This is a genomic window from Hirschia maritima DSM 19733, from assembly GCF_000378345.1.
Lineage (GTDB): Bacteria > Pseudomonadota > Alphaproteobacteria > Caulobacterales > Hyphomonadaceae > Hirschia > Hirschia maritima.
Genome location: NZ_KB899548.1, coordinates 166,066 through 187,976 on the forward strand (window position 1 = coordinate 166,066; position 21,911 = coordinate 187,976).

Below are 21,911 nucleotides of genomic sequence, written 5' to 3' on the forward strand. Positions count from 1 at the left end.
CCTCGCCTTAATTTTGAATTCATCGCTGTGCAATATGAAGGTTGTAAACGCCTCAACTATTGTATCTGCGAGATGACATTGTGACGAATTTCAAAAAGTTTTCTTTACTATCCAATGTGGCTTGTTTGGCCGCTTTGATTGCTTGCGCCCCAGTGTCTGACGCTGATGAACAGATTTTAATTGATGATGTGAAGACGGTCGACGAACCTGCTGAAGTGATTGAAGCACAACCTGTTCAGCCAATTGTTGAACAAGTCGATGTTGTAATAGTGGAAGAAGACATTCCGACACATGTAGCGCCTGAGCCTAAATGTTCAAAAGAAGCCCAGCAGGGAGGCTTAATCATCTGCCAACTACCTGTAGGAACAGAAGTATCTTTAGAGGGAGTAAAAGTTGCTATTGTTGGTGAAGCTGGAATTGCTACAATTGGTTTAAAGCAACAACAATCGACACCTGCGATCATCACATGGGACGATGGTATTGGTAAGAAGGGAACGATCGAAGTTCCCGTGCTTCCGCGCAAGGATGAATATCGCGAAATCCAAGGTTTTAATTGCGATAAGGTTGATGCACGAACGCCAGAACAAAAAAAACATGCTGGTGAATCTTGGGTAAAAAAGGTGGAAGCCTTCGCTAATTTGAACTCTCCAAAGTCTTCGATAATTGCCTTTTCTAAGCCGTCTGATGGGCCTTATTCCAGCCCGTTTGGTCCAACACGCAAATATATCGGTGTATCCAAGGTTACTGGTAAACCGTGTGAGTCAATGAGCGTTCATCGCGGTTTGGATATGGCTGTACCTGTGGGAACTGAGTTGCTTGCACCAATGGCAGGAACGGTGACTTTAGCTGACCCCGATTTATATTATGAAGGTGGTGCGATCTTTTTGGATCATGGATATGGTTTGGTATCTGTTTTCATGCATTTGTCTGAAGTGGATGTGAAAGCCGGTCAGATTGTTCAATCGGGTGAAAGATTAGGTGCAACTGGTAATACCGGACGTACCACTGGTCCGCATTTGCATTGGTCCGTCAAATGGCAGAACCTTGCACGAGAGGATCGCAAAGGGGATTTCTATATTGATCCTGCAATCGTGCTAGAATTGCCCGAGTGGGAAGCTAGCAAGTAGGAATTTGTCATGAATAAAACTGTTCCAAACAATGACACCACTCCAAAGGACTTTATTGCCGCGTTGGAGCACAAGACGCGGAAAGCTGATGCTGAGTTTCTTCTGGAATTTATGAGCAGGATTTCCGGTTATCCACCCGTTATGTGGGGCGGCAGTATAATTGGCTTTGGGCAGTATCACTACAAATATGAAAGTGGGAGAGAAGGAGATGCCTTGCGCATTGGTTTCTCACCTCGCAAAGCCAATATGGTGCTCTACATTATGCCGGGTTATCGCGACATGAGCGAACCATTGTCTAGATTAGGTAAGCACAAAATTGGTAAATCTTGCTTATATATCAATAAATTATCGGATGTGGATTTGGCTGTACTAGAAGAGATATGCGTCGAAAGTTTGCAGGTTATGGAAGAAAAATATCCGATTTCGACGTAAAATTGATTTTAACGAAAGAGGTATGCGAGAAGCTCGGCCAGCCCAGCCAAACTTCTCGCGAAAAGCTGAAGGTATTATGACACACACCTCAACATCATCCCCGATAATCGTGTACTTGCTTCATCTGACCCCTCGGACAAAACAAACGATATCGATGCGGTCTCGGCTTACTTGAATAAAGCAAGGCGTCACCACGTGACTGTATCTTTGTTCAAAATTTTCCAATTTGTAAATAGAAAAATCTCGTGAATTGTAAAATCTAAGCTATATATTCCGCCTAATTGCTTGTTTGTTGGTCGTCTATGCTTTGTTTTTGTCTATTGTTGAGATTTTGAGCTTTTACGAAAAATTACTTCAGTTCCATTACGCCAGCTTTTTGCCAAGCTTCTTTGGGCCAACGATTATGCTGCCAAAACCATTGTTCGGGAGCTTGTCTGATACAGTCCTCAACCCATTGATTGATTTTTGGAAGAGTGGTTTGAACCGCTACATCCGTTTCCGTATCAGGGTCAGTCCAGATCGGTTTATGAAAAGTTACGGTATAGCGGGCCGGGCCGGTGCGTCTCACTGACATTGGAAGAAGTGGGATTTTGTATCGATGTGCCATGCGCGTTGGCCCAGGTGCGGTCATCGCATCATATCCAAAAAATGGAACTGCTATTCCCTCGTTGAATTTTTGATCATTCATTAAGCCGATGGAGCGTTTTGAGGATAAAGCTCGCATTAAATCACGAGTTCCAGTTCCTTTGGCCGCCAATGTCCCAATTGAGTTTTTGATTCTGACATCGGCCATTCGCTTATCAATGTATGGGTTGTTGGCTGACCTGTAGGTTATCACCGGATCTTTGAATTTAGACGTTATTGGATAAGCAAGTACTTCCCAATTTGCCATGTGGCATGAGATAATGACGCAAGGAATGCCCATATCATTGATTTCATCAACGTACTCGCTACCAATAACAGTCAGTCTTGGGTCTTGTCCATCAGTACGAATTTTGTGGACGTGTGGCATTTCACCAGCGATGCGACCAAAATTTTCCCAAGTTTTATGAATACAGTTTTGAACTTGTTCTTCTGTCCATTCTGGGAAAACCATAGAAATGTTGCGTCTAGCTGTACGCTCTGAGCTTTTTCCTATTATTGGTCCTATACGGCGGACGAGTTTTGCACCTTTATCTGAAGCTTCGTCTATGTCCATTTTTGAGAAACGGTTCCAGTAAAGATGGTCCCAACCAAAAGCTTCCACGCGCCATTGTATGCGCTCCAAGAGGGAAGCCCTGCTATCTATAAATGTTCGTCGTTTGTAAGCGACTTCATCATCTGAATTGGAAGCGGATTTATTCATTATTTCTGTGAGGGCAGGTGCGCAAGTAATGCCGCCTTGAGACGTGCTTCATCTTCCGAAGAGTCGAATGATATGGTCACAGGTAGTGTATTGATTTTACCGCGCTGAGCTTCAGGGAGACGTATGTAATCTTTGTCCGTTGTTATTAGAGTCGCAACGCGTGTTCTTGCGAGCTGGCGAAGATAAGAGAGGTCTCCGTCGGAATAGACGTGGTGATCTGGAAACGGGATTTCTTCGATGATTTCTACATCAGGAAACGCAGCCAGTGTATCAAAGAATTTTTGTGGTCGACCGATACCTGCAAACGCAATGTATTTTCCAGGCGCAGGGGAAGATTGAGGGACGATGCGGGCCCGCATTATGGGACCTACAAATCCACCAATTTCTGTTGGAACTGGACCATCACCTAGTAAGACAACAATGTCTGCTCTTTGAATGCCTTGTTCTACAGGCTCTCTAAGTGGCCCTTTAGGAAAAACGTATGCATTTCCAAAGGGTGCTGAGGAATCTATAACCAGAATAGAGGTGGACTTTGATAAGGAAGGGTTTTGGTATCCATCATCCAGTAAAATTAAATCAACGCCCGCATGTTCCATTGCTTCTGCTGCTGAAACACGGTCTTTTCCAATCCAGTTTTCACCTGTTTGTGCCATCATGAGCGGCTCGTCACCCACGTTTTGGGCAGAGTGTTGGTCGGTATCTACACGAACAGGGTCCTTGAGGTTACCTCCATATCCACGTGACAGAACGGCAGCTCGAATGTTTTCATCTGCCAGCAAAACGTCTCGAATGTAGGTGGTCAAAGGTGTTTTTCCAGCACCTCCAACTGTTAGATTGCCTACGCAAACAACTGGAATACCAACAGTTTCGGGATCTGTTTTGTCTAGCTTGTATTTTCCGACCCATTCATAGAGCATTGAAAATGGAGTAAGAAGGGATCTGACAAGGGGAGCAGCATGTTTGCTTGTCCGGTCTCTCTCCTGCCAGAAGGTTGGTTCTTGCATACTCTACTCCTCTAACTTAGTTCGGATCGCATTTAACGTGACTGCTAGGGGTTCATCAACAGTAGAAAAAACAGAATCAACATAATTCCAATCAGGTTCCGTTGCGGAAGGTTTGTTGTTTCCATCAAGTGCATGCATCCAGAATGCTGCGAGTTCGTCGGGGGTGTCTCCGATGGTTATCGATGCACTGGGTGCAAGTGCGGTGACTAAGTCTTGAAAGTTGAAGGTGTGGGGACCAGAAAAAACAGTTTTTCGTAACTTCAGTGGTTCTATCGGATTATGTCCGCCAACATCAGGTTTATTGGCTCCACCAAGATAGACTGAATTGGCTAATCTTAACCACAACCCCATTTCGCCGATGGTATCGGCAAATAACACAGAAGCAGCACATGCTGTTTGTTTATCATATGAACGTTGTTCAAAAGACAAATTATATGATTTGATATGGTCAATAATTTCCGGCGCGCGTTCTGGGTGACGTGGTACCAAAATTAATAATGCATCTGGATATTTTCGTTTGAAAATTTGAAATGCTGAAAGCGCTAAAACTTCTTCTCCAGCGTGCGTTGAAGCAGCGAGCAAGCACTGTCTATTCGCGAGTGAGGTTTGCCACTTTTCAAGTTCCGCAGGATCACACTTGGGGGGCTCTATCGCTCGCTTCAAATTTCCAATCGCATCGGGCGGATAACCCAAAATATCTTTAATGCCTTGAGCTGTTTGTTCATCGGCAGCGCCGGTAAAGTAAAAGCAATTGAAGATTTTTTTTGCTGCGTTTGAACGTCTCTTCCAATTGTTTAGGGTCTTTTGAGTCATTCGAGCATTTATCAGAAACAGAGGCGTGTTTCGTTTGTTTGTTTTGCGAATGAGGTTGGGCCAAATTTCACCTTCAGCAAATATCGCGATATCAGGTTGCCAATGAGATAGAAATCGATCCACCGACCGCGGGCCGTCCATCGGAGCCATTTGATGGATGACGTTTTTTCCGGCTTTAACAGATATCATGTCTGCGGACGTTAGTGTTTGACTGGTAATCAATAAATGGTGGTCGTCATAAGATGACTTTAATTTATCAAACAAATTCAAAAGCATGGATGTTTCGCCAACGCTGGCACCATGCATCCAGATTAGTTTTCCTGGTGGACGGTTATTGTTAGTTCTACCGTATCTTTCAGGTAGTCTTTGTTTGCGTTCTTTGCCTGCTTTCAATCTCTTTTTTAGCAGAATTCCAGCAAAGGGTTCCAGCATCCAAGTCGCGGCAGAATATGCAAAAAGACTGAGTGTCATATATCTATTATTCTGTTGCTGGTTGAGAAGATGAAGAGGGTAGCTGAGGTGTAGCTTCATCTAGTTGCTCAGGATAGGGTAGAATCTTTAGACCAGCCAATTCGTCAGCGCGTCGGGTGGCTTCTCTAAGTCGTCTTTCAAGTTCAGCCCGAAGTTCGTCTGCGTTAGCAGAACGAGGGACTTCCATCGGTCCTGCAAAAACAACAGCGCCTTTAGAGAATAACCCAGGCAACACCAATCGATCCCAAGTTTTGGCGCGTTTTGAAGGGGCCGCTGAAACGCCCCAAAGAATGATTGGAGTGTTTGTGAGTTGAGCTATCCTTATTGGACCAAGGCCTGCTTCTTCGCGTGGGCCGCGGGGGCCGTCGGGGGTCATGCAGACGACTCCACCTTTTTTTAGTGCTCTTGTGGCCAGACGAAGAGCTTCTGTTCCACCCTTATCTTTATCTTTTTTCTTCTTATTTGCTGCTGACCCACGAATTGGGTTTAGGTGTAGATGAATAGCAGCTTGGGTGATGAATGCTCCATCTCGAGATTGAGAGATAATCATAGAGATCGGATTTTCAGCTTTCTTCCAGCGAGATGTGATTTTGGCTGGCAGAACAGACATGACAAAAATACGAGAATGCCATGCGGCTAGGATAGCACCTTTATTGTTTTCAAAATGCTCTTTTAAAATCTCTTCGCCTTCGATTTCCCATTTTGAAGTTCTAACCATCAACGCCATGTATGCCCATAAGATCCAGCCAAGAATGGTCTGCAGGATTTGAGATCGAAAAATGGACTTCAGCATGGTTTAAATATCAGCTCGTCGCTATTGGGTTGCGTAGAGTGGAAGAGACAATCATCTAGTTTGTCTTCAGATACAAGTCTTTACTCCTCTTAAGGGTGAGCGTATTTGCGTAGGAATAACTAAAATACACCTGTGAGGGCTTACTTTGGGCAAAAAATTAAAAGAACCACGCGATATTTCAACGCCTGAAGGTAGAAAACTGGCCAATAAAGACCTGATGTGGGGTGATCACGGGTTCTTAAGGTTGAGATTTCGCAATCTGCATAAAATTTCTGACGAGATGTATCGAGGGAATCAACCTTCGCCTAAACAGATAGCTGCTTATGCTAGTGAGCAGGGAATCAAAACGATCATAAATTTGCGAGGTGCAAGTCCCAAGGGTTATTATGTCCTTGAAAAAGAAGCGTGTGAACAAAATGGAATCGAATTGGTAGATTTTCAGATGTTCTCCCGGGACACACCAACTCGTGAAAAAATTCATGGTGCGAAAGAACTATTCGATAAAATAAAGTATCCTGCCTTTATGCACTGTAAATCAGGAGCTGATCGCGCTGGCATTATGTCAGTGCTCTATATGCATTTTCGACAAGGCCTATCTATTGAAGATGCGATTGAACAACTTTCCTTCAAATATCTACACGTGAAGGAAGGTAAAACAGGGATGCTGGACTTCTTTTTTCAAAAATATATTGATTTTGCACAAGCGACTCCAGAGGGTGAAACACCACTAACATTCTTGGAATGGATTGATGGTCCCTATGATCGAGAAGCAGTTAAAGCTGAGTTTTTGGCTACGTGGAAAGCAAAAATGGTGTTAGATCGTATACTCCGCCGCGAGTAAGGGGTTTATTAATTACCCGATTTGGGGGAAAACACTTGTAAACATGTTTGAAACTGCCAAAACTAAATTCAGACGCAGGATAGGATAAAGGTTCGCTATGAAGTTCTTCATTATCAACAGCTTTCGTAGCCTTGTTTACATCGCATACTTTGCGGTGATTGTTGTGTTCGCACTTGGAACATACATAGAGCGTAAGCAAGTCAACCAAACATTTTACGAGCTTTTCGGTCGTCGTTTGACTGAAGCAGGAGAAGGGCTTGTTGCTTTTGCCTCGGGGTTAGCAGTAGGATGGTTTGTAGCGACGATTCTTTGTGGTTTGATTGTAACGCTTCTCGATATCCGAGACGACATCAATGATCGTTTGCCGGATGCACGTGATCACTAACTCTGTTTTATCATAAAGAAATACGAGCCCGCCCACATTCGTGAGGCGGGTTTTTTTGTGATACTCCATTACTGAATGATTCTAATTCGAGGTGTTTGCAATTGAATTTGCCTGAGGCTCACCATAAAATTGTTGAAGCTTGGGTAGACGCGTTTAATAAAGCTGATGCCGTTGCGATTTCGTCTTTGTTTTCTGAAGGCGCAAAAAATCATATCATCTTAGAAAAAGCGGTAGAAGGCCGACCAGCGATACAAAAAATGTTTGAGCAAGAATTTGAAACAGCTCACATGTTTTGTATTGCTAATGAAATCGCTGGAGAAAGTAATTGGGCTACTTTAAAATGGAAAGATCCCAATGGTCTCGAAGGTCAAAGTTATTTTGAATTTGAGAATGGAGAAATTAGTTTTCACCGTGGTTTCTGGGATAAGCAATCATTCTTGAGATATTATTCAGATAAAAACCAAACTGGTCATTAGGTCGGTGAATTAGGTGAAGTCGGCATTTAAGACGGACTAAATTTTATAAAATCAGCATTTCGACACACAAATATCGTTGTAGTTTTTAGCAGCACGGTCCATACCGTTAAGCATGACTCAAGAAAATAAAGCAGACATATTATCGTCCCTTATCGAAGCGACTATCAAAGCTGGCGCTGATGCGGCTGATGCTAGTTTGGCAACAAGTGAAAGCCTAAGTGTAGAAGTTCGAAATGGTGAACTTGAAGGCGTTGAACGTGAAGAATCCGGCGGCGTTTCACTGAGGGCTTTGGTTGGTCAACGTCAGGCGCATGTGTCTGGTTCAGATATGTCTCAAGCGGGGCTCAACGCGATGGTGGATCGCGTCGTGGCGATGGCCAAGGCTGCCCCAGAAGATAAATATTGCGGCATTACACCAGCTGAAGAAATTGCGACTAAGTATGTCGACCTTAAATTGGAAGGTGATGAGTGCCCATCTGCGGACATTCTAAAGGAACGCGCTCTTGAAGCTGAAGCCGCTGCTCTTGGCGTAGAAGGCGTACAGCAGGCTGGTCATGCAGGTGCAACATGGAGTGCATCAACAGCATATGTTGCAGCATCCAATGGTTTTTCTTCAATGAAAAATGGTGGATCGACATCTACAGCAGTTATGGCCATCGCTGAAAAAGATGGCGCGATGGAACGCGATTACGACAGTTGGGCTAAGCGAAAATATATAGAGATGCCAACGCCTGCCTCAATTGGTCTAAGTGCAGGTGAGCGCGCGGTCGCGCGCCTTGGAGCGCAGAAAATTAAAACGCAAACTGCGGCTGTTATTTATGATAACCGTGTTTCAAGTCGCTTAGTATCGTCGTTTATAAGCGCAATATCGGGGCCGTCTGTTGCGCGAGGCGTGTCCTTCTTGAAAGACGAAATGGGCAATCAAGTTTTTGCGGATGGAGTGGATATTGTTGATGATCCGCTTGAAATGTCCGGGTGGGGCTCTCGCTGGTTTGATGGAGAAGCTCGTCCGGTTTCCAAGAAAAAATTGATTGATAACGGAGTGCTTACGCAATGGTTATTATCGGGGCCATCTGCGAAACAATTGGGCCTCAAGCCAAATGGAATGGCGTCTTCTGGATTTGGTGACCCTCCGGGTGTTACCACGTCAAACTTAAATTTGATGCCAGGTGAATTAGATCAAGCAGGGCTTATGAAACAAGCAGGATCGGGGTTGCTGGTTACAGATATGTTTGGACCGTCAATCAATCCTAATACGGGTGATTATTCTGTTGGGGTATCTGGCTTCTGGTTTGAAAATGACGAAATTGTTCATCCGGTATCAGAGGTCACAATTGCTGGTGATTTGCCTTCTATGTTTAAGCGTCTTATTCCTGGTTCTGATTTGGAAAACCGTAGTTCAACGAATGCGCCTAGCATATTAATTGATGGAATGTCGCTTGCCGGAATCTAAGAATATTGCCGAATGTATCCATGAAGATTTGATTCTGCTTCGCGCTGTTGCCAAAGAAGCGGGTGAATTGGCGTTAACTTGGTTTCAAAAAGGTGCGAAACGCTGGGATAAATCTCCAGATAATCCAGTTACCCAAGCCGACATAGAAGTGAATGATCGCATCGCATTGCGCCTGCTATCTGAACGCCCAACATATGGTTGGCTATCTGAAGAAACTAAGGACGATGCCGAAAATCGAGACATGAGCCGTGTGTTCGTGGTTGATCCAATTGATGGAACGAAAGCTTTTATCGCGGGTGAACCATATTTTTGTGTATCAATTGCATTGCTCTACAATGATATTCCAGTTGCTGGTGTGATTTATAATCCATCAACCGACGAGATGTTTGAAGCCAGCCAGAATGGTGGAGCAAGGTTGAATGGTGAAACCATAACTGCTTCAGTTACTTCAAAGATAGAAGATTGTAGAATGATCGGACATCCAGTCCAATTTCAACGCTACGAAGAAATGCCCGAATGGATTTGGCCTGATATGCATTTGGCTGATCCGATTCCAAACGCTGTGGCCTATCGGATAGCGCTAGTTGCTGCCGGAAAATGGGATGCTGCTATAGCACTGGGCAACAAATGTGACTGGGATTTAGCCGCCGCAACGTTAATTTTGAAAGAAGCTGGTGGTAATTGTACTGATCACTTGGGAAAAGAGTATCACTTCAATGGGCGTATTCCGGTGCAAAGGTGCGTAGTCGCGGCTGGTAAAAAATTACATCCATTGCTAATAGACAAAGTACGAGTCGCTCCTGTACCAGACCCCAAGCAGGAATGTGGTGCCGTTGCGGCACCTCAAAATAACGTAAGTTCGAAAAAGAAGATGGATTCTATGAACACTAAATCTCCTTCAGCTAAAGCACAATTGCTTCACCTTGTGATCGGTGGAGAACTTAAAGATGTCACAGGTGTTGAATTTGAAGACCTGTCAAAAATCGAATTTGTTGGCGCTTATGGGTCACACGATGAGGCATACAACGCATGGAAGTCGGCTGCTCAACGCACGGTAGATAATGCTGAAATGCGCTTCTTCATTCTTCATGCTCACCGTCTTCTTGACCCTGAAACAGGTCACTCTCACGACGTATAGGAAGAACGGCCATTTAGGCCGCGCTATGGCTAAACCAAACAAAAGATTATTGCGCCGCTTCGCCTCCGATTGGATGGCGGAGCATTGGCGTTTGTTTGCTTTAGGCGCTTTGTTTTCAGCCATAACGGCCATAGCTGTTGCAAGTTATGGTCTGATGGTGAAAACAGGTTTGGATTGGTTATCTGCAACAGAGTATGGTCAATCTGATGTCAAAATTCCACTACTCAACATAGTCGTTCCGTCTGGCAAAATGATTTGGCTATTGCCGTGTGCGGTGATTGGCTTTGCAACCATTCGGTCGATTTCGCTTTACGTCCAGACAATTTTAAACAATTCAGCCGTCCAGAAGGGGCTGGTTAGCGTTCAAGATGCACTTTTCAGTCGATTGATTGAAGGTGATTATAAACGTCTGACGGCAGCTGCATCTGGTGAATTTGTATCCCAATTTATCAATGATATGAATTTAGTTCGTGAAGCAGCTTTGCGGATCGCAACCAATTTAATCAAAGGTGTGCTCACTGTCTTAGCCTGTGTAATCACCATGTTTTGGTATGATTGGGCATTGGCTTTGATGGTGCTGGTTGTCTATCCAATTGCATTTGCTCCTGTGGTGGAAATTGGAAATCGTCTTCGCAAAGTTTCCAAAGCTGCTCAGCAGCAAACAGGAGAGATGACAGCGCTTTTGAACGAAGGATTTCAAGGGGGAAGAACATCCAAAGCATTTAATTTGGAAGAGTATCAAAATGCCCGTGCACATGCTGGGTTTATGGAGCGTGCGCGTCTCTATTTAAAAGTTCTGCGATCAAAAGCACTTGTTGATCCATTGTTGGAAATAGTGGGAGGTGCTGCTCTTGCTGGTGTGTTTGCTTTTACAGGTTGGCGCATCATGAATGGAGAAGCCACCGTCGGTGATTTTGGTGGGTTTATCGCGGCTATTGGGGCTGCTTCTCCAGAGGTGCGAGCCTTGGGAACTTTGAACGCTGTGGCTAATGAAGGCCTCGCAGCTATCGAACGCATTTACGCTGTTTTAGATGCCCCCGATGAAGTTGCGGACAAGCCTAATGCGAAGACAATTGTTGATGTGAAGGGGGGCTTAAAGTTTGAAAATGTATCCTTTTCATATGGAGATCAGAGCGTTCTGAATGGCTTGAACTTTTCAGCAAAGCCAGGTGAAACAATTGCGTTAGTGGGGCCTTCAGGCGCTGGAAAGTCGACAGTTTTTAATCTGGCGCTTCGCTTTTTTGATGTGTCCGACGGAAACGTGAAACTGGATGGGGCGGATATTCGAGATCTTCAACGGCAATCTCTAAGAAATCAAATGTCACTCGTTTCCCAAGATGCGTTTCTTTTTGATGACACTATTCGTACCAATATTGCTCTAGGAAAAATGGACGCAACTGAAGCCGAAATTCTGGCAGCCATGGATGCGGCTGCATGTGAGTTCGTGCATGATCTACCTGAAGGTTTAGACACGCAGGCAGGGGAAGGTGGGCGTAATCTTTCTGGTGGGCAGCGTCAACGAATTGCCATCGCGCGTGCTATATTGAAAAATTCACCCATTCTGTTGTTAGACGAAGCAACAAGTGCATTGGACGCTGCCTCAGAAGCAAAAGTACAAAAAGCGTTGGAAAACCTATCTAAAGGGCGCACAACTTTAATTATCGCTCACCGTCTTTCTACGGTGAGGTCGGCGGACAAAATCTTTGTTTTCGACCAAGGGCAGGTAGTAGAAGAAGGAAATCACGAGACCCTGATGCAGAATGACTCTGCTTATGCTGATCTCGTGAAATTGCAGGTGTCTAACTAATCATTAGACTTTTCTTCGACCTGTTCAAAAAAGGCTATAAGTGAGGCGACTTCTTGAGCACCTTGGACAGCGTATTTCCCATTTGCAATATATGTGGGAACGCCAGATATGCCCAAACTGCGAAAGAATGCTTCCTCTTCTTTGACGGATTTAACATCTGCATCATCACCAAGGAGTTTCTCAACAACATCAGGAATGAGGCCTATTTGCTCTGATAAGCTGAGTAATGTTTGAAGATCATTTATATCTTTATGCCGTTTGAAATAGGCATGAAAGAATGCTTCTGCTGCCTTGGGGCCGAGTGAACGACCTGAGCTATCCTTTTGCCCCTGAGCCCATCTAATAATTCGGTGAGCGTTGAATGTATTTGCACGTTTTGGGATTCCATCAAATCGAAACGGGATGTGCTCGACTTCTCCAGCAGCTTCTAAATGTTGCCGCATTTGCGTCCATTTATTGTCCTTTGAAGTATCACCAAATTTGTTGCGCATGTATGTTTTGTAATCGACTCCCTCAGAAGGAACGTCGGCGTCGAGTTGAAAAGGGCGCATCTGAAGTTGGATCTTATCTTGTCCAAATTCTTCGATTGCAGCTTCAACTCGTCTTAGCCCCAACCAGCACCAAGGGCATACGACGTCGGAGACCATATCTAGATTTATTGTCATGTTTCTAGTCCTTGGGGATAGACAAATGCGCGTATTGAGCGTTTCATTAACCATAGAAAAGTGGTTATGGGGGAATTTTTCTGCTTTTTAGTGCAGAAAAAAGAATGTGTGTAGATCGGACGTACAGAAGATTTTGATCTTCTTTAAGACTGATTTTGACGCGTAGCGTAGCTGAAAAAAACAATCACGATCAATACTCTATTTTCATGAAAGGAAGTGTCATGAGATTGTTTGTAGGTATTTTTATAACTGTCGTGTTTTCTTTCGCAATATTGGGGTGTGGCGTGGAAGCGCGCCAAACAGATCGGGCGCTTTTTGACAATAAACCGGAGACGGTTCGTACAGTGGGGTTACGCCAAAGCATAGATCCTTTGAGCGTGGCTATCGATGCAGAGCGTTGGACAGTCATGATGGATAATGCTCAATCGGCTCTCTATTTAAAGCACTCAAACCTGTCAGAAGATGATTTAGTACGCATAGATTTGGCTTTGCGTGCTGGGGTGCGTGATCTGTTGGAACTGAGAGATGCGCTGTGTTTGGCAAGTGAAAAGCCGATGGAAACGTGTGTAGAAATTGTCGTACCTGATTGGGCGTTGAGACCGCCAAACAAGATGACTTCATTAGTGGAATATGAAGTTCGAGTGCAGTGGTTAGGAGAAGCAGCCAATCGATTGAGTCAGATTGGCTGCGATGCAGGGCGAGAAGTATCAGACGATCAATACCTCTGCGCCATTGAATAGGCGTTTCCTAATTATGAAAGCGTTTCTTTGGGAACAAAGACTAGTGCATCCCCATTGTTGCACCAACGTTTACCTGTTGGTTTCGGGCCATCATTGAAAACATGCCCCTGATGACCACCACAACGTGAACAATGATATTCTGTGCGCACATAAAACAGTTTGCGATCAGGTTTTGTATTTAGCCGTCCCGGGATGGCATCAACAAAACTTGGCCAACCTGTACCTGAATTATATTTTTGTTTGGCGGTAAACAGGATTTGTCCGCATCCAGCGCAGGCATACCAACCATCACGCTTTTCATCATTGAGTGCGCTACTATAAGGACGCTCCGTCGCTTCTTTTCGAAGGATGTTGTAAGAGCTTTTATTAAGACGTTCGCGCCATTGTTGGTTTGTCATTGAGCGCCATTCTGAATTATTAAGTATCTCAAAATCAGGCGCGTTCAGCGGATTGGAGTTGTCATCAACTGAAGTTGAATTGGCGACAGGTTCAGCAGCAAGACTGTTAGTTGTAAACAGGCTGGTAGCTATCATTGCGCTACCACCAAGACCTAACAATGCACTGCGCCGCGATAGTTTAATGTCGAATTTATTTGGTATGTGTCTCATGCGGAAATAATGACAAATTCAAAGATAAACTGCCATACAAATGATCGTGATCAACAAAAATAGATAACTATATTAATTTGTTTGAGGACGCTTAGCTTTTCCATCAAACAAAGCAGCATATTCCGGACGTAGGTCCAGATTGAAAATCTCTTGATCCACAACAACTGTATATGGCCCTTCAACATAGGCACCTATTTCATATGGTGAAAACATAAAGAGGATACCGCCAAATTTATCAGGCTCAGTCGATGCCGTTAAAGATAAATCTGCCTCAAATATACGTTCTCTTGTGCTGGTGTTGGCGCAATCGATATCATCACCATCAATTGTTGCCTCACCTATGCGTTCTAGTTTGGCTTGTCTGATTTCTTCACAAGCAGCTATCGCTAGAGCTGGGGATACGCCTACGCGAGGGAGAAAAAATTCGTGTAGATCTATTTCTCTTCCTGTATCGGCTTCAGCGATTAAGCCCTGCCAATTGAGGTTTGGGTGTGCTCCACCAGTATAGCTGTATTCGCGTCCCATTGCAGAGACGACATTGCCTTCTCGCTGGATTTCACGGAAGACAATATCTACACTCCACGGTTCAAATGGAACACCGTTTTCGGAGGCAGAAGCTTTGGCTTCAATTGCTTCTTCTTTCAGTCGGTCTCTGTACTTGCTGATTTTCTTTATAATCGGCGTGTAAGCAGGATCCTGACTACTACCAGCGGGAAAACGAGCTTCAAATTCTAATTCGGGTAAATCCAAACGCATATTTTCTGCATAACGATTGGAATTTGGACGAGGCACCACGGGCACGGGAGTGGGCGTAGAAGCAGGTATTACAATTGTATCGGTCGGCCTATGAAGTGGTTGGGAAGTCGGCTGATCTACAATGTTTTCCTGCTCACTCGTTTTAGATGTTGCGTCAGCAGTTTCTTTCAGCTTTGAAGCCGTGTCAGTATTCTCGTATTCAGCTGCAGGTTTTGGCTCAATCGGTAAACCGCCAACAACCGCGAATAATGTTGTTGAGAGCGCAGTTGTAATCGCGATTGTGATCGAAATGGCTTCGTTGCTCAGAAATGAGTTTGAATTCTTCTTTGCCATTTAGTACTCCGATCTGCTTTTTGCAGTATGTTTTCGATATGTCTTCTATACCAAAACTAGAGAAGACAAACCAAAACCAGCCAATAGCAACAAAGCTGCTTCTCTGTTGGATTTAAACAGTAAAAGTGCCGAGTCACCCATATTTGGAGTAGTCCTTAGCGCTTGTAGGAATAAATGGCCACTGAAAATAGCAATCCCAATTAATCCGATCGGCGCTTGGCGCATTAGGCAGGCAGCACAAAGAAGTGCGATGCTTATACCATACAGAGTAAAGATAGCAGGACGAACCTGGTTTCCAAATCGACGCGCAGTAGATCTGACGCCGATCATGGCATCATCTTCTTTATCTTGCAGGGCATAGATGGTGTCATAACCAATGGTCCAGAATACAAAACCTAAATACAGCAATATGTCCGGTGTTCTAACATGTCCGTTCACGGCAGCTATCGCGACTAATATAGCCCAATTGAACGTAAATCCCAGCCATACTTGAGGCCACCATGTAATGCGTTTCATCAATGGATAAGCAGCGACCAACGGGATTGATGCAAGCGAAATAACTTGCGCGTTGTGGGGGAGAGCTAATAGAACGCCGAGGCCTATTAGGCACTGAACGATTGTCCATATCCATGCGTTTTTGACTGAAATACGTCCAGAAGGAATAGGGCGTCCGGCCGTGCGATCTACTTTTGCGTCAAAATCTTTGTCGAGAATGTCGTTATACGTACATCCAGCTCCACGCATAGCTATTGCACCGATAAGTATGAGGAGAGCGAGCAGAACATCAGACCACTGAGGTAATTGATTTAAGCGCGCAAATGATATTGCTATCCAACCGGGTAGAGCCAGTAGCCAGATTCCAACAGGGCGGTCGTAGCGAGACAATCTGCAATATGGCTCGGCCCAATTGGGCATATTGTCTACCCATGATTTGGGTTGCGCATCTTTTGGTATCGCTGTGTGTGGAGGAGTCATTCTTCTTGGTCCGCCTTTGTTTCTTCATCGGCAGGTCTTGGAAATTTGAGGTCGCATGCTTTGGAGGAGTTATCTTCATAACAGCGGCATTGTTTTAACTCATAGTCAAAAACGCCGCCAGCATTGGCGCAGCTATTAACATTGCCATCACATGCAATCAGAAAAGGGAAAGTACAAAATCCAAGAAGAACTTTATAGAGGTGTTTTTTTATCATAACTGCGGAAGACTTTCGGCAAACTATTGAGCGATGAAGCAAATAAGCTCATAAACTGCCCCTATGAGCACGATACCACGCCTTTTCGTCAAGGCCGATTTGTCCCTTGGCGCACCTCTCGCACTAACCTCTGAGCAGGCTAATTATCTTTTTCGCGTATTGCGATTGAAGGTAAATGACACAGTTCGCGTTTTCAACGGACGAGATGGGGAATGGCATGCCATTGTCACCGAAGCGATGCGGTCTGCTGGTTTTTTACGGTTGGATGAGCAAATCATCGAGCAAGCAGACATTGGTGATTTGCAATTATTGTTTGCGCCGCTGAAAAAGACCTGCACTGATTTTGTAGTAGAAAAAGCGACCGAACTTGGCGCGACATTAATCCAACCGGTTATTACCAAACGAACTCAAACAACCACAGTACGTGTTTCTCGCCTCGAAAAAATAGTGGAAGAAGCAGCAGAACAAACTGAACGCTTGGATATTCCTTTGGTTGGAGAGCCTATCCAGCTATTTGAAGCTCTTAAGAAATGGAATCCCGAACGCCGTCTCATATATTGTGATGAGGCAGGGGATAGCCCTGATGAAAATTGGGGTGGGAAATCAGGGCGTGCTGAGCCGATGGTTGAAGCAATTTCAGCTGTTGAAGATGGATTGGCGGCTATTCTTATAGGTCCAGAAGGCGGGTTTTCCTCTGAAGAACGAGAGTTTTTGCGTCAGCAGGAGTTTGTCATTCCAGTTTCATTGGGACCACGGATATTGCGTGCTGAAACTGCGGCGGTATCTGCTTTGACGTTGTGGCAGGCCATACGCGGAGATTGGCGACCGTCATAGCTTCAGCTTATGGACGCTATAACTGGTTCTACCGACAAATATACGTCTTGATGATTAAGGTCTCGGCGAAGAGGGGTGAAGAGCTGAAAATCCGTGTTTGAGTAAAATTATTGTTATTTCAGAATAATTCCTCTTGGCGTTCGGTAAACTAATCCTTATTTGCGTTTAAATTCATTTTGATAACTGCAAATTATTTGTGGTGATATAGAGGGGCGATTTTTATGTCTACGCCGACAAAACCCATTGATTCTAATGCTCCCCGTATAGAAACAAAAGATGAATTGATCGCGCATTTGGCAAAAGGTTGTAAGCCTCGCGAGGAGTGGCGCATTGGAACTGAACATGAAAAGTTTGGTTTTCTAAAAGATGGCAATCGTCCACTGCCTTATGATGGTGATTCGTCCGTGCGGGCAGTCTTGGAAGGTTTACGTGACCGTTTTGAATGGTTGCCGATCGAGGAAGATGGTCGCCTCATCGGATTAAAGAAAAATGGAGCTTCCGTAAGCTTGGAACCTGGTGGGCAATTTGAGCTTTCAGGCGCGCCATTAGAGCATATTCATCAAACGTGTAATGAAGTTGGCGAACACCTCAAAGAAGTTCGCGAGATTTCTGATGAAATTGGCGTTGCTTTCTTAGGGCTTGGTTTTTCGCCTGTTTGGTCTCTCCAAGAAACACCAATGATGCCTAAAGGGCGTTATAAAATCATGCGTGATTATATGATGAAAGTTGGTCGTCTCGGGCGTCAAATGATGTTTCGATCATGCACTGTGCAGACAAATTTGGACTATTCGTCTGAAGCGGACATGGTCAAAAAGATGCGTGTTTCCTTGGCGCTCCAACCGGTGGCGACTGCATTGTTTGCAAATTCCCCATTTAATGAGGGGCGCACAAATGGTTTTCAATCCTATCGTGCGCATGTTTGGACTGACACCGACCCGGATCGAACAGGTATGTTGCCGTTTGCGTTTGAGGAAGGTTTTGGTTTTGAACGTTATGTAGACTATGTTCTGGATACTCCCATGTATTTTGTACGTAGAGAAGGCGAGTATCTGGATGCATCTGGAAAATCATTCCGCGATTTCTTGGATGGCAAGCTAGATGTGGTTCCGGGTGATAAGCCAACAATGGACGATTTTGATGATCATTTATCGACGCTTTTCCCAGAAGTCCGCCTGAAGCAATTTCTTGAAATGCGCGGTGCTGATTCTGGGCCATGGAGCCAGATCTGCGCATTGCCAGCTTTCTGGGTTGGTTTGCTGTATTGCGAACAAAGTTTGAACGAAGCTTGGGATTTAGTAAAAGATTGGACTGAAGCCGAGCGGGAAAGTCTTCGCAGATGTGCACCTGTTATGGGGTTGGCGTCTCCAATCCGGAATCAAACGCTTCAAGATATAGCTAAAGAAGTGCTGGCGTTGTCGAGAGCGGGACTGAAGCGTCGTGCAAAGTTGTCGACTTCCGGAGATGATGAGACCGGATTTTTAACGCAACTGGATCAGATCGCTGAAACAGGTGAAAACTCTGCTCAAGTCATGCTCAGAAAATATCATGGCGAATGGAACAGAGATTTGACCAACGCGTTTAAAGATTATGCTTATTGATTGTTCATCACTTGAAAAATTCTGAGCGATTATGGCTTGTAACTGGTGAATTTTTACAATCGAGTCTCGAGCCAGTACATATCTTGTGTTTTGCAGGCTCATAATTCGCAGGCAAAAAACTGATTTTTTTGTGTTTTCGGTCAACAATTAAAATCATGTCATGGAGACTGTTTAAGCCCACTAACAATGTTGGTGTTTTGCCTAAGTTTAAAAATTCGAACGCCGGCGAGTCAAAGATTAGAGCTCTTGTCGTTGACCACCTGATATGTCTCGTCTTTATTTCACCAATTCCAACTGTTCTTAGGACGCTTTCGTTGCCATTGATGTCTATGACAGTGTTTTCTGAAATGGTGCGTCTCCGTTTCATGTTAAGAAGGTGTGCCAAACGTTCATTCACCACTGTAAAATCAATCCCAGTATCTAGAACAGCATTGGCTTTTAGTCCTGCAACTCTAACAGGAAAAACGATAATATTTTCGTCTTCGAGGCTTGGGGATAACGGGGACCATTCAATAGCTTTTCTTTGTCTGTGAGAAACGATGTCTAGAATTTTTTCCGCAACTCCCACTTCATTCGATGCAAAATTGGCATAAAAATATCTGTCTTCATTTTGGGTGTAAGCCCAAAAATCCATTCCAATGATTCCTTGAACTCTTGGATCGTCAATTGCGTCGATATCAGAGATGACTATTGCTGGACCTGAATAAGAGTTTGGGCCCGATTGCATTTTGTCCAATCTCACCGTTTCTACGTTTTTGGTCGTTAGGAGACCATGAACCTTCCGGGTGGTTGAGAGTTTATCGACGCCAATATTGCGAACAAATTCCCGTCGAACCACCGAAATACCTGCAGCAGTGTCGAAGATAAATGGGGCAGTTGTGTTGTCGTTGATGGTTACATCCAGTGCATAAAGTCCATCCCTTGTTTCAACAAGAGGGATTGATTTGATCTCTTTTGATGCACTGGATTCAACATTTGATGTAACAAACACGGAAATCAGTAACAATATGAATAGTCGGCTTAAACTAGAAAACAATTGTCGTATCTCCTCAAGGTTGTGCCCACATGGAAATGATAACATACATTGACTGATTTTAGGGAATGTTTGTCAAAAAACTGTAATTTAATAGTCAAAAAGTCTTTTTTTAACAGTACAATTCGGCCGTTTCGATTAGAATGAGGGGGCGTTTTTACTCGGGAATAGATGAAATCTGCATTATTTGCCCCGATTCCTTAAAAATGATTCATCAAAATGGCTTGAGAAACACAAAACCACGTGTTTGTGTGGCAACAAATTCAACAACGCCATCGGGGGCGAAATGACAGACTTAACCATCGAAGACTCGCAGGAAAAGACCATTCTTGGTCATCCTCGCGGATTATTTGTATTGTTCTTTGCAGAGATGTGGGAACGCTTTTCTTATTATGGTATGCGCGGGCTGCTGATCATTTATTTGACCCAGCACTTTCTATTTTCAGATAAAAACTCATCGCTAATATATGGGGCTTATGTATCCCTCGTTTATGTTATGGGGATTGTTGGTGGAATTCTAGCTGACCGTTATCTGGGGCAAAGAAAATCCATTATATTTGGAGCTGTCTTGCTGACACTAGGTCACTTTGGAATGGCGTTTGAGGGGGCGGGCTCCAAACAATTGATGACCTATGAAGGTGTGCAATACGAGCTGAAGTTGGATGGCCGTGGCGGCGATGCAATTCCATATGTGCAATCTGAGCAAGGACGTTCCAATATAGAATACACCGAGGGCGGTGCATTTATGGAGATAAAGGAACCTGCTTCCGTAGGTCTTCCAGCTTCAATAGCGAAAGAAAATTACACGGCGAGTGTTGTTCAAGAAGATTTTTATGTGAACATTCTTTATCTTTCACTCGCGATTATCATCGGTGGTGTAGCATTCTTAAAACCAAATATCTCTGCGATCGTAGGTGAGCTTTATAAAGTCGGCGATGTGCGCCGTGATTCTGGTTTCACAATTTTCTATATGGGAATCAATCTGGGATCATTCCTAGCTTCGTTCGCGTGTGGGTATCTGGGGATTGTACATGGCTGGAAGTACGGGTTCGGTCTCGCTGGATTTGGGATGCTGTTAGGATTGATTACCTTTATCGGATTTAAAGGTTGGTTGAACGGCAAAGGGGATGAGCCTTCCACAGAAAAACTGAAGCAATCAGTGCTTGGGCCGATAAATGTAGAGTGGGCGTGTTATTTGAGTTCTGTTGCGATTGTTATTTTCGCTATTTGGCTCATAAGAAACGCTGAAATTGCTGCGCCTCTTATGGGGATTATCGGTATCGTGACGTTTATTGCGTTGATGATATATGCGTTCACAAAATTACAAGGCGGAGAACGCAGTGGTATGCTTGCTGTGATGTATTTCGCCTTAGCTCAAATTCCGTTCTGGTCTTTGTTTGAGCAGGCAGCATCTTCTCTAAACTTGTTCACTGACCGTCTGGTAGACCGAACATTGTTTGGCTGGAGTGTGCCAGCACCGATCTTCCAGTCATTGAATGCTGGATACATCTTTATCTTTGCGCCTTTCATTGCATGGATGTGGGTTGCATTGGCAAAACGTAAACTTGAGCCATCAACTCCGGTAAAGTTTGCTATGGGAGTGTTTTTGGTTGCTCTTGGTTTCTGGGCTCTTGTTGCTGGAATGAAACTTACCGGTCCAGGTGCATTAACAGGCGTGATCTTTATATTCCTGGTATATTGGGTTCACACAATGGGTGAATTATTCTTGTCACCAGTTGGGTTGTCCGCGACGACCAAGATGGCACCAAAACTTGCTGCGGCGCTCGCGATGAGTGTTTGGTTCCTATATACAGGCCTTTCAAATGCTCTAGCCGGAGTGATTGCCACAATGGCAGGTGTGGAAACTATTGGTGGGCAAATGGTAGATGCCGTTGCAGCTAAGGCCACCTATGAAGAAGTCTACACTAAGCTTGCTTATATCGGTATGGGTATCAGTGTCGCCATGCTGGCCATGGCACCCATCGTGAAAAAGTGGATGCGCGAAAAAGAAGAAAGCCAATTGGCTGAACAGGATGCATAGCGCGTTCAAAGGTTGATAAAAGAGAAGG

21 protein-coding genes are annotated in these 21,911 nt (G+C 44.4%); 12 read left to right on the forward strand and 9 right to left on the reverse strand.

Features of this window, described 5'->3' with window-relative positions:
- Positions 1-80 precede the first annotated feature (80 nt).
- Both F551_RS0114020 and F551_RS0114025 read left to right on the forward strand, forming a co-directional pair.
- On the forward strand, positions 81-1,127 hold the full coding sequence (locus tag F551_RS0114020; protein WP_233355262.1) for a M23 family metallopeptidase: 1,047 nt from the start codon (positions 81-83) through the stop codon (positions 1,125-1,127).
- Positions 1,128-1,136: 9 nt separating this feature from the next.
- A complete protein-coding gene (locus F551_RS0114025; RefSeq protein WP_018998153.1) occupies positions 1,137-1,559 on the forward strand; it encodes a DUF1801 domain-containing protein in 423 nt (140 codons plus the stop codon).
- Positions 1,560-1,908: 349 nt separating this feature from the next.
- Here the strand turns inward: F551_RS0114025 and F551_RS0114030 are convergent, their stop codons facing one another.
- Genes F551_RS0114030 through F551_RS0114045 form a run of 4 tightly spaced genes read right to left on the reverse strand, consistent with a single transcriptional unit; the run spans position 1,909 to position 5,985 of the window.
- Positions 1,909-2,904, reverse strand: coding sequence for a lysophospholipid acyltransferase family protein (locus F551_RS0114030; RefSeq protein WP_018998154.1), 996 nt, complete (start codon positions 2,902-2,904; stop codon positions 1,909-1,911).
- Entirely contained in the window at positions 2,904-3,908 is a 1,005-nt protein-coding gene (gene lpxK / locus F551_RS0114035; protein WP_018998155.1) for a tetraacyldisaccharide 4'-kinase, read from the reverse strand. Before lpxK ends, F551_RS0114030 begins: the two co-directional genes overlap by 1 nt.
- Positions 3,909-3,911: 3 nt before the next feature.
- Positions 3,912-5,192 (reverse strand): 3-deoxy-D-manno-octulosonic acid transferase, encoded by a 1,281-nt coding sequence (locus tag F551_RS0114040; RefSeq protein WP_018998156.1) that lies wholly within the window; start codon positions 5,190-5,192, stop codon positions 3,912-3,914.
- A gap of 7 nt (positions 5,193-5,199) precedes the next feature.
- The gene (locus tag F551_RS0114045; RefSeq protein ID WP_026296846.1) at positions 5,200-5,985 is read right to left on the reverse strand and encodes a lysophospholipid acyltransferase family protein; all 786 of its coding nucleotides are present in this window, start codon (positions 5,983-5,985) and stop codon (positions 5,200-5,202) included.
- Positions 5,986-6,130: 145 nt separating this feature from the next.
- Between F551_RS0114045 and F551_RS0114050 the strand changes: the two genes are divergently transcribed.
- The 6 genes from F551_RS0114050 to F551_RS0114075 all read left to right on the forward strand — a co-directional run bounded on the left by F551_RS0114050 (position 6,131) and on the right by F551_RS0114075 (position 12,085).
- Positions 6,131-6,826 carry a fused DSP-PTPase phosphatase/NAD kinase-like protein gene (locus F551_RS0114050; protein WP_018998159.1) on the forward strand — a complete coding sequence of 232 codons (696 nt, stop codon included), beginning with the start codon at positions 6,131-6,133 and terminating at the stop codon, positions 6,824-6,826.
- A gap of 97 nt (positions 6,827-6,923) precedes the next feature.
- The gene (locus F551_RS0114055; RefSeq protein WP_018998160.1) at positions 6,924-7,211 is read left to right on the forward strand and encodes a hypothetical protein; all 288 of its coding nucleotides are present in this window, start codon (positions 6,924-6,926) and stop codon (positions 7,209-7,211) included.
- Between the two features lie 101 nt (positions 7,212-7,312).
- Positions 7,313-7,687, forward strand: a complete 375-nt coding sequence (locus tag F551_RS0114060; protein ID WP_018998161.1) for a YybH family protein — start codon at positions 7,313-7,315, stop codon at positions 7,685-7,687.
- A gap of 112 nt (positions 7,688-7,799) precedes the next feature.
- Positions 7,800-9,140: a TldD/PmbA family protein gene (locus F551_RS0114065; protein WP_018998162.1), complete on the forward strand. Its 1,341-nt coding sequence runs from the start codon at positions 7,800-7,802 to the stop codon at positions 9,138-9,140.
- Positions 9,127-10,278: an inositol monophosphatase family protein gene (locus F551_RS0114070; protein WP_018998163.1), complete on the forward strand. Its 1,152-nt coding sequence runs from the start codon at positions 9,127-9,129 to the stop codon at positions 10,276-10,278. Before F551_RS0114065 ends, F551_RS0114070 begins: the two co-directional genes overlap by 14 nt.
- Before the next feature lie 25 nt (positions 10,279-10,303).
- The gene (locus F551_RS0114075) at positions 10,304-12,085 is read left to right on the forward strand and encodes an ABC transporter ATP-binding protein (RefSeq protein ID WP_018998164.1); all 1,782 of its coding nucleotides are present in this window, start codon (positions 10,304-10,306) and stop codon (positions 12,083-12,085) included.
- Here the strand turns inward: F551_RS0114075 and F551_RS0114080 are convergent.
- Complete coding sequence (locus tag F551_RS0114080) at positions 12,082-12,750, reverse strand: DsbA family oxidoreductase (protein ID WP_018998165.1); 669 nt, start codon at positions 12,748-12,750, stop codon at positions 12,082-12,084. The genes F551_RS0114075 and F551_RS0114080 overlap by 4 nt on opposite strands.
- 221 nt (positions 12,751-12,971) lie before the next feature.
- On the opposite strand from F551_RS0114080, the gene F551_RS0114085 reads away from it, so the two are divergent.
- Entirely contained in the window at positions 12,972-13,490 is a 519-nt protein-coding gene (locus F551_RS0114085; RefSeq protein WP_155826058.1) for a hypothetical protein, read from the forward strand.
- An 11-nt stretch (positions 13,491-13,501) separates the two neighbouring features.
- Here F551_RS0114085 and msrB read toward each other — a convergent pair whose 3' ends face one another.
- From msrB to ubiA, 3 genes are all read right to left on the reverse strand, one after another.
- On the reverse strand, positions 13,502-14,098 hold the full coding sequence (gene msrB / locus F551_RS0114090; RefSeq protein WP_018998167.1) for a peptide-methionine (R)-S-oxide reductase MsrB: 597 nt from the start codon (positions 14,096-14,098) through the stop codon (positions 13,502-13,504).
- Positions 14,099-14,170: 72 nt separating this feature from the next.
- The gene (locus F551_RS0114095) at positions 14,171-15,187 is read right to left on the reverse strand and encodes a DUF3298 and DUF4163 domain-containing protein (RefSeq protein ID WP_018998168.1); all 1,017 of its coding nucleotides are present in this window, start codon (positions 15,185-15,187) and stop codon (positions 14,171-14,173) included.
- 45 nt (positions 15,188-15,232) lie between these two features.
- Positions 15,233-16,162 carry a 4-hydroxybenzoate octaprenyltransferase gene (gene ubiA, locus F551_RS0114100; RefSeq protein WP_018998169.1) on the reverse strand — a complete coding sequence of 310 codons (930 nt, stop codon included), beginning with the start codon at positions 16,160-16,162 and terminating at the stop codon, positions 15,233-15,235.
- 278 nt (positions 16,163-16,440) lie between these two features.
- On the opposite strand from ubiA, the gene F551_RS0114110 reads away from it, so the two are divergent.
- Together F551_RS0114110 and F551_RS0114115 are read left to right on the forward strand one after the other, a co-directional pair.
- The gene (locus F551_RS0114110; RefSeq protein ID WP_018998171.1) at positions 16,441-17,211 is read left to right on the forward strand and encodes a 16S rRNA (uracil(1498)-N(3))-methyltransferase; all 771 of its coding nucleotides are present in this window, start codon (positions 16,441-16,443) and stop codon (positions 17,209-17,211) included.
- Positions 17,212-17,432: 221 nt separating this feature from the next.
- On the forward strand, positions 17,433-18,809 hold the full coding sequence (locus tag F551_RS0114115) for a glutamate--cysteine ligase (RefSeq protein ID WP_018998172.1): 1,377 nt from the start codon (positions 17,433-17,435) through the stop codon (positions 18,807-18,809).
- A 7-nt stretch (positions 18,810-18,816) separates the two neighbouring features.
- On the opposite strand, the gene F551_RS0114120 is transcribed toward F551_RS0114115, so the two are convergent.
- The gene (locus tag F551_RS0114120; RefSeq protein ID WP_018998173.1) at positions 18,817-19,845 is read right to left on the reverse strand and encodes an aspartyl protease family protein; all 1,029 of its coding nucleotides are present in this window, start codon (positions 19,843-19,845) and stop codon (positions 18,817-18,819) included.
- Positions 19,846-20,128: 283 nt separating this feature from the next.
- Here F551_RS0114120 and F551_RS0114125 point away from each other — a divergent pair, with 283 nt between their 5' ends.
- Positions 20,129-21,883 carry a peptide MFS transporter gene (locus F551_RS0114125; protein ID WP_033405165.1) on the forward strand — a complete coding sequence of 585 codons (1,755 nt, stop codon included), beginning with the start codon at positions 20,129-20,131 and terminating at the stop codon, positions 21,881-21,883.
- Positions 21,884-21,911: the final 28 nt, after the last annotated feature.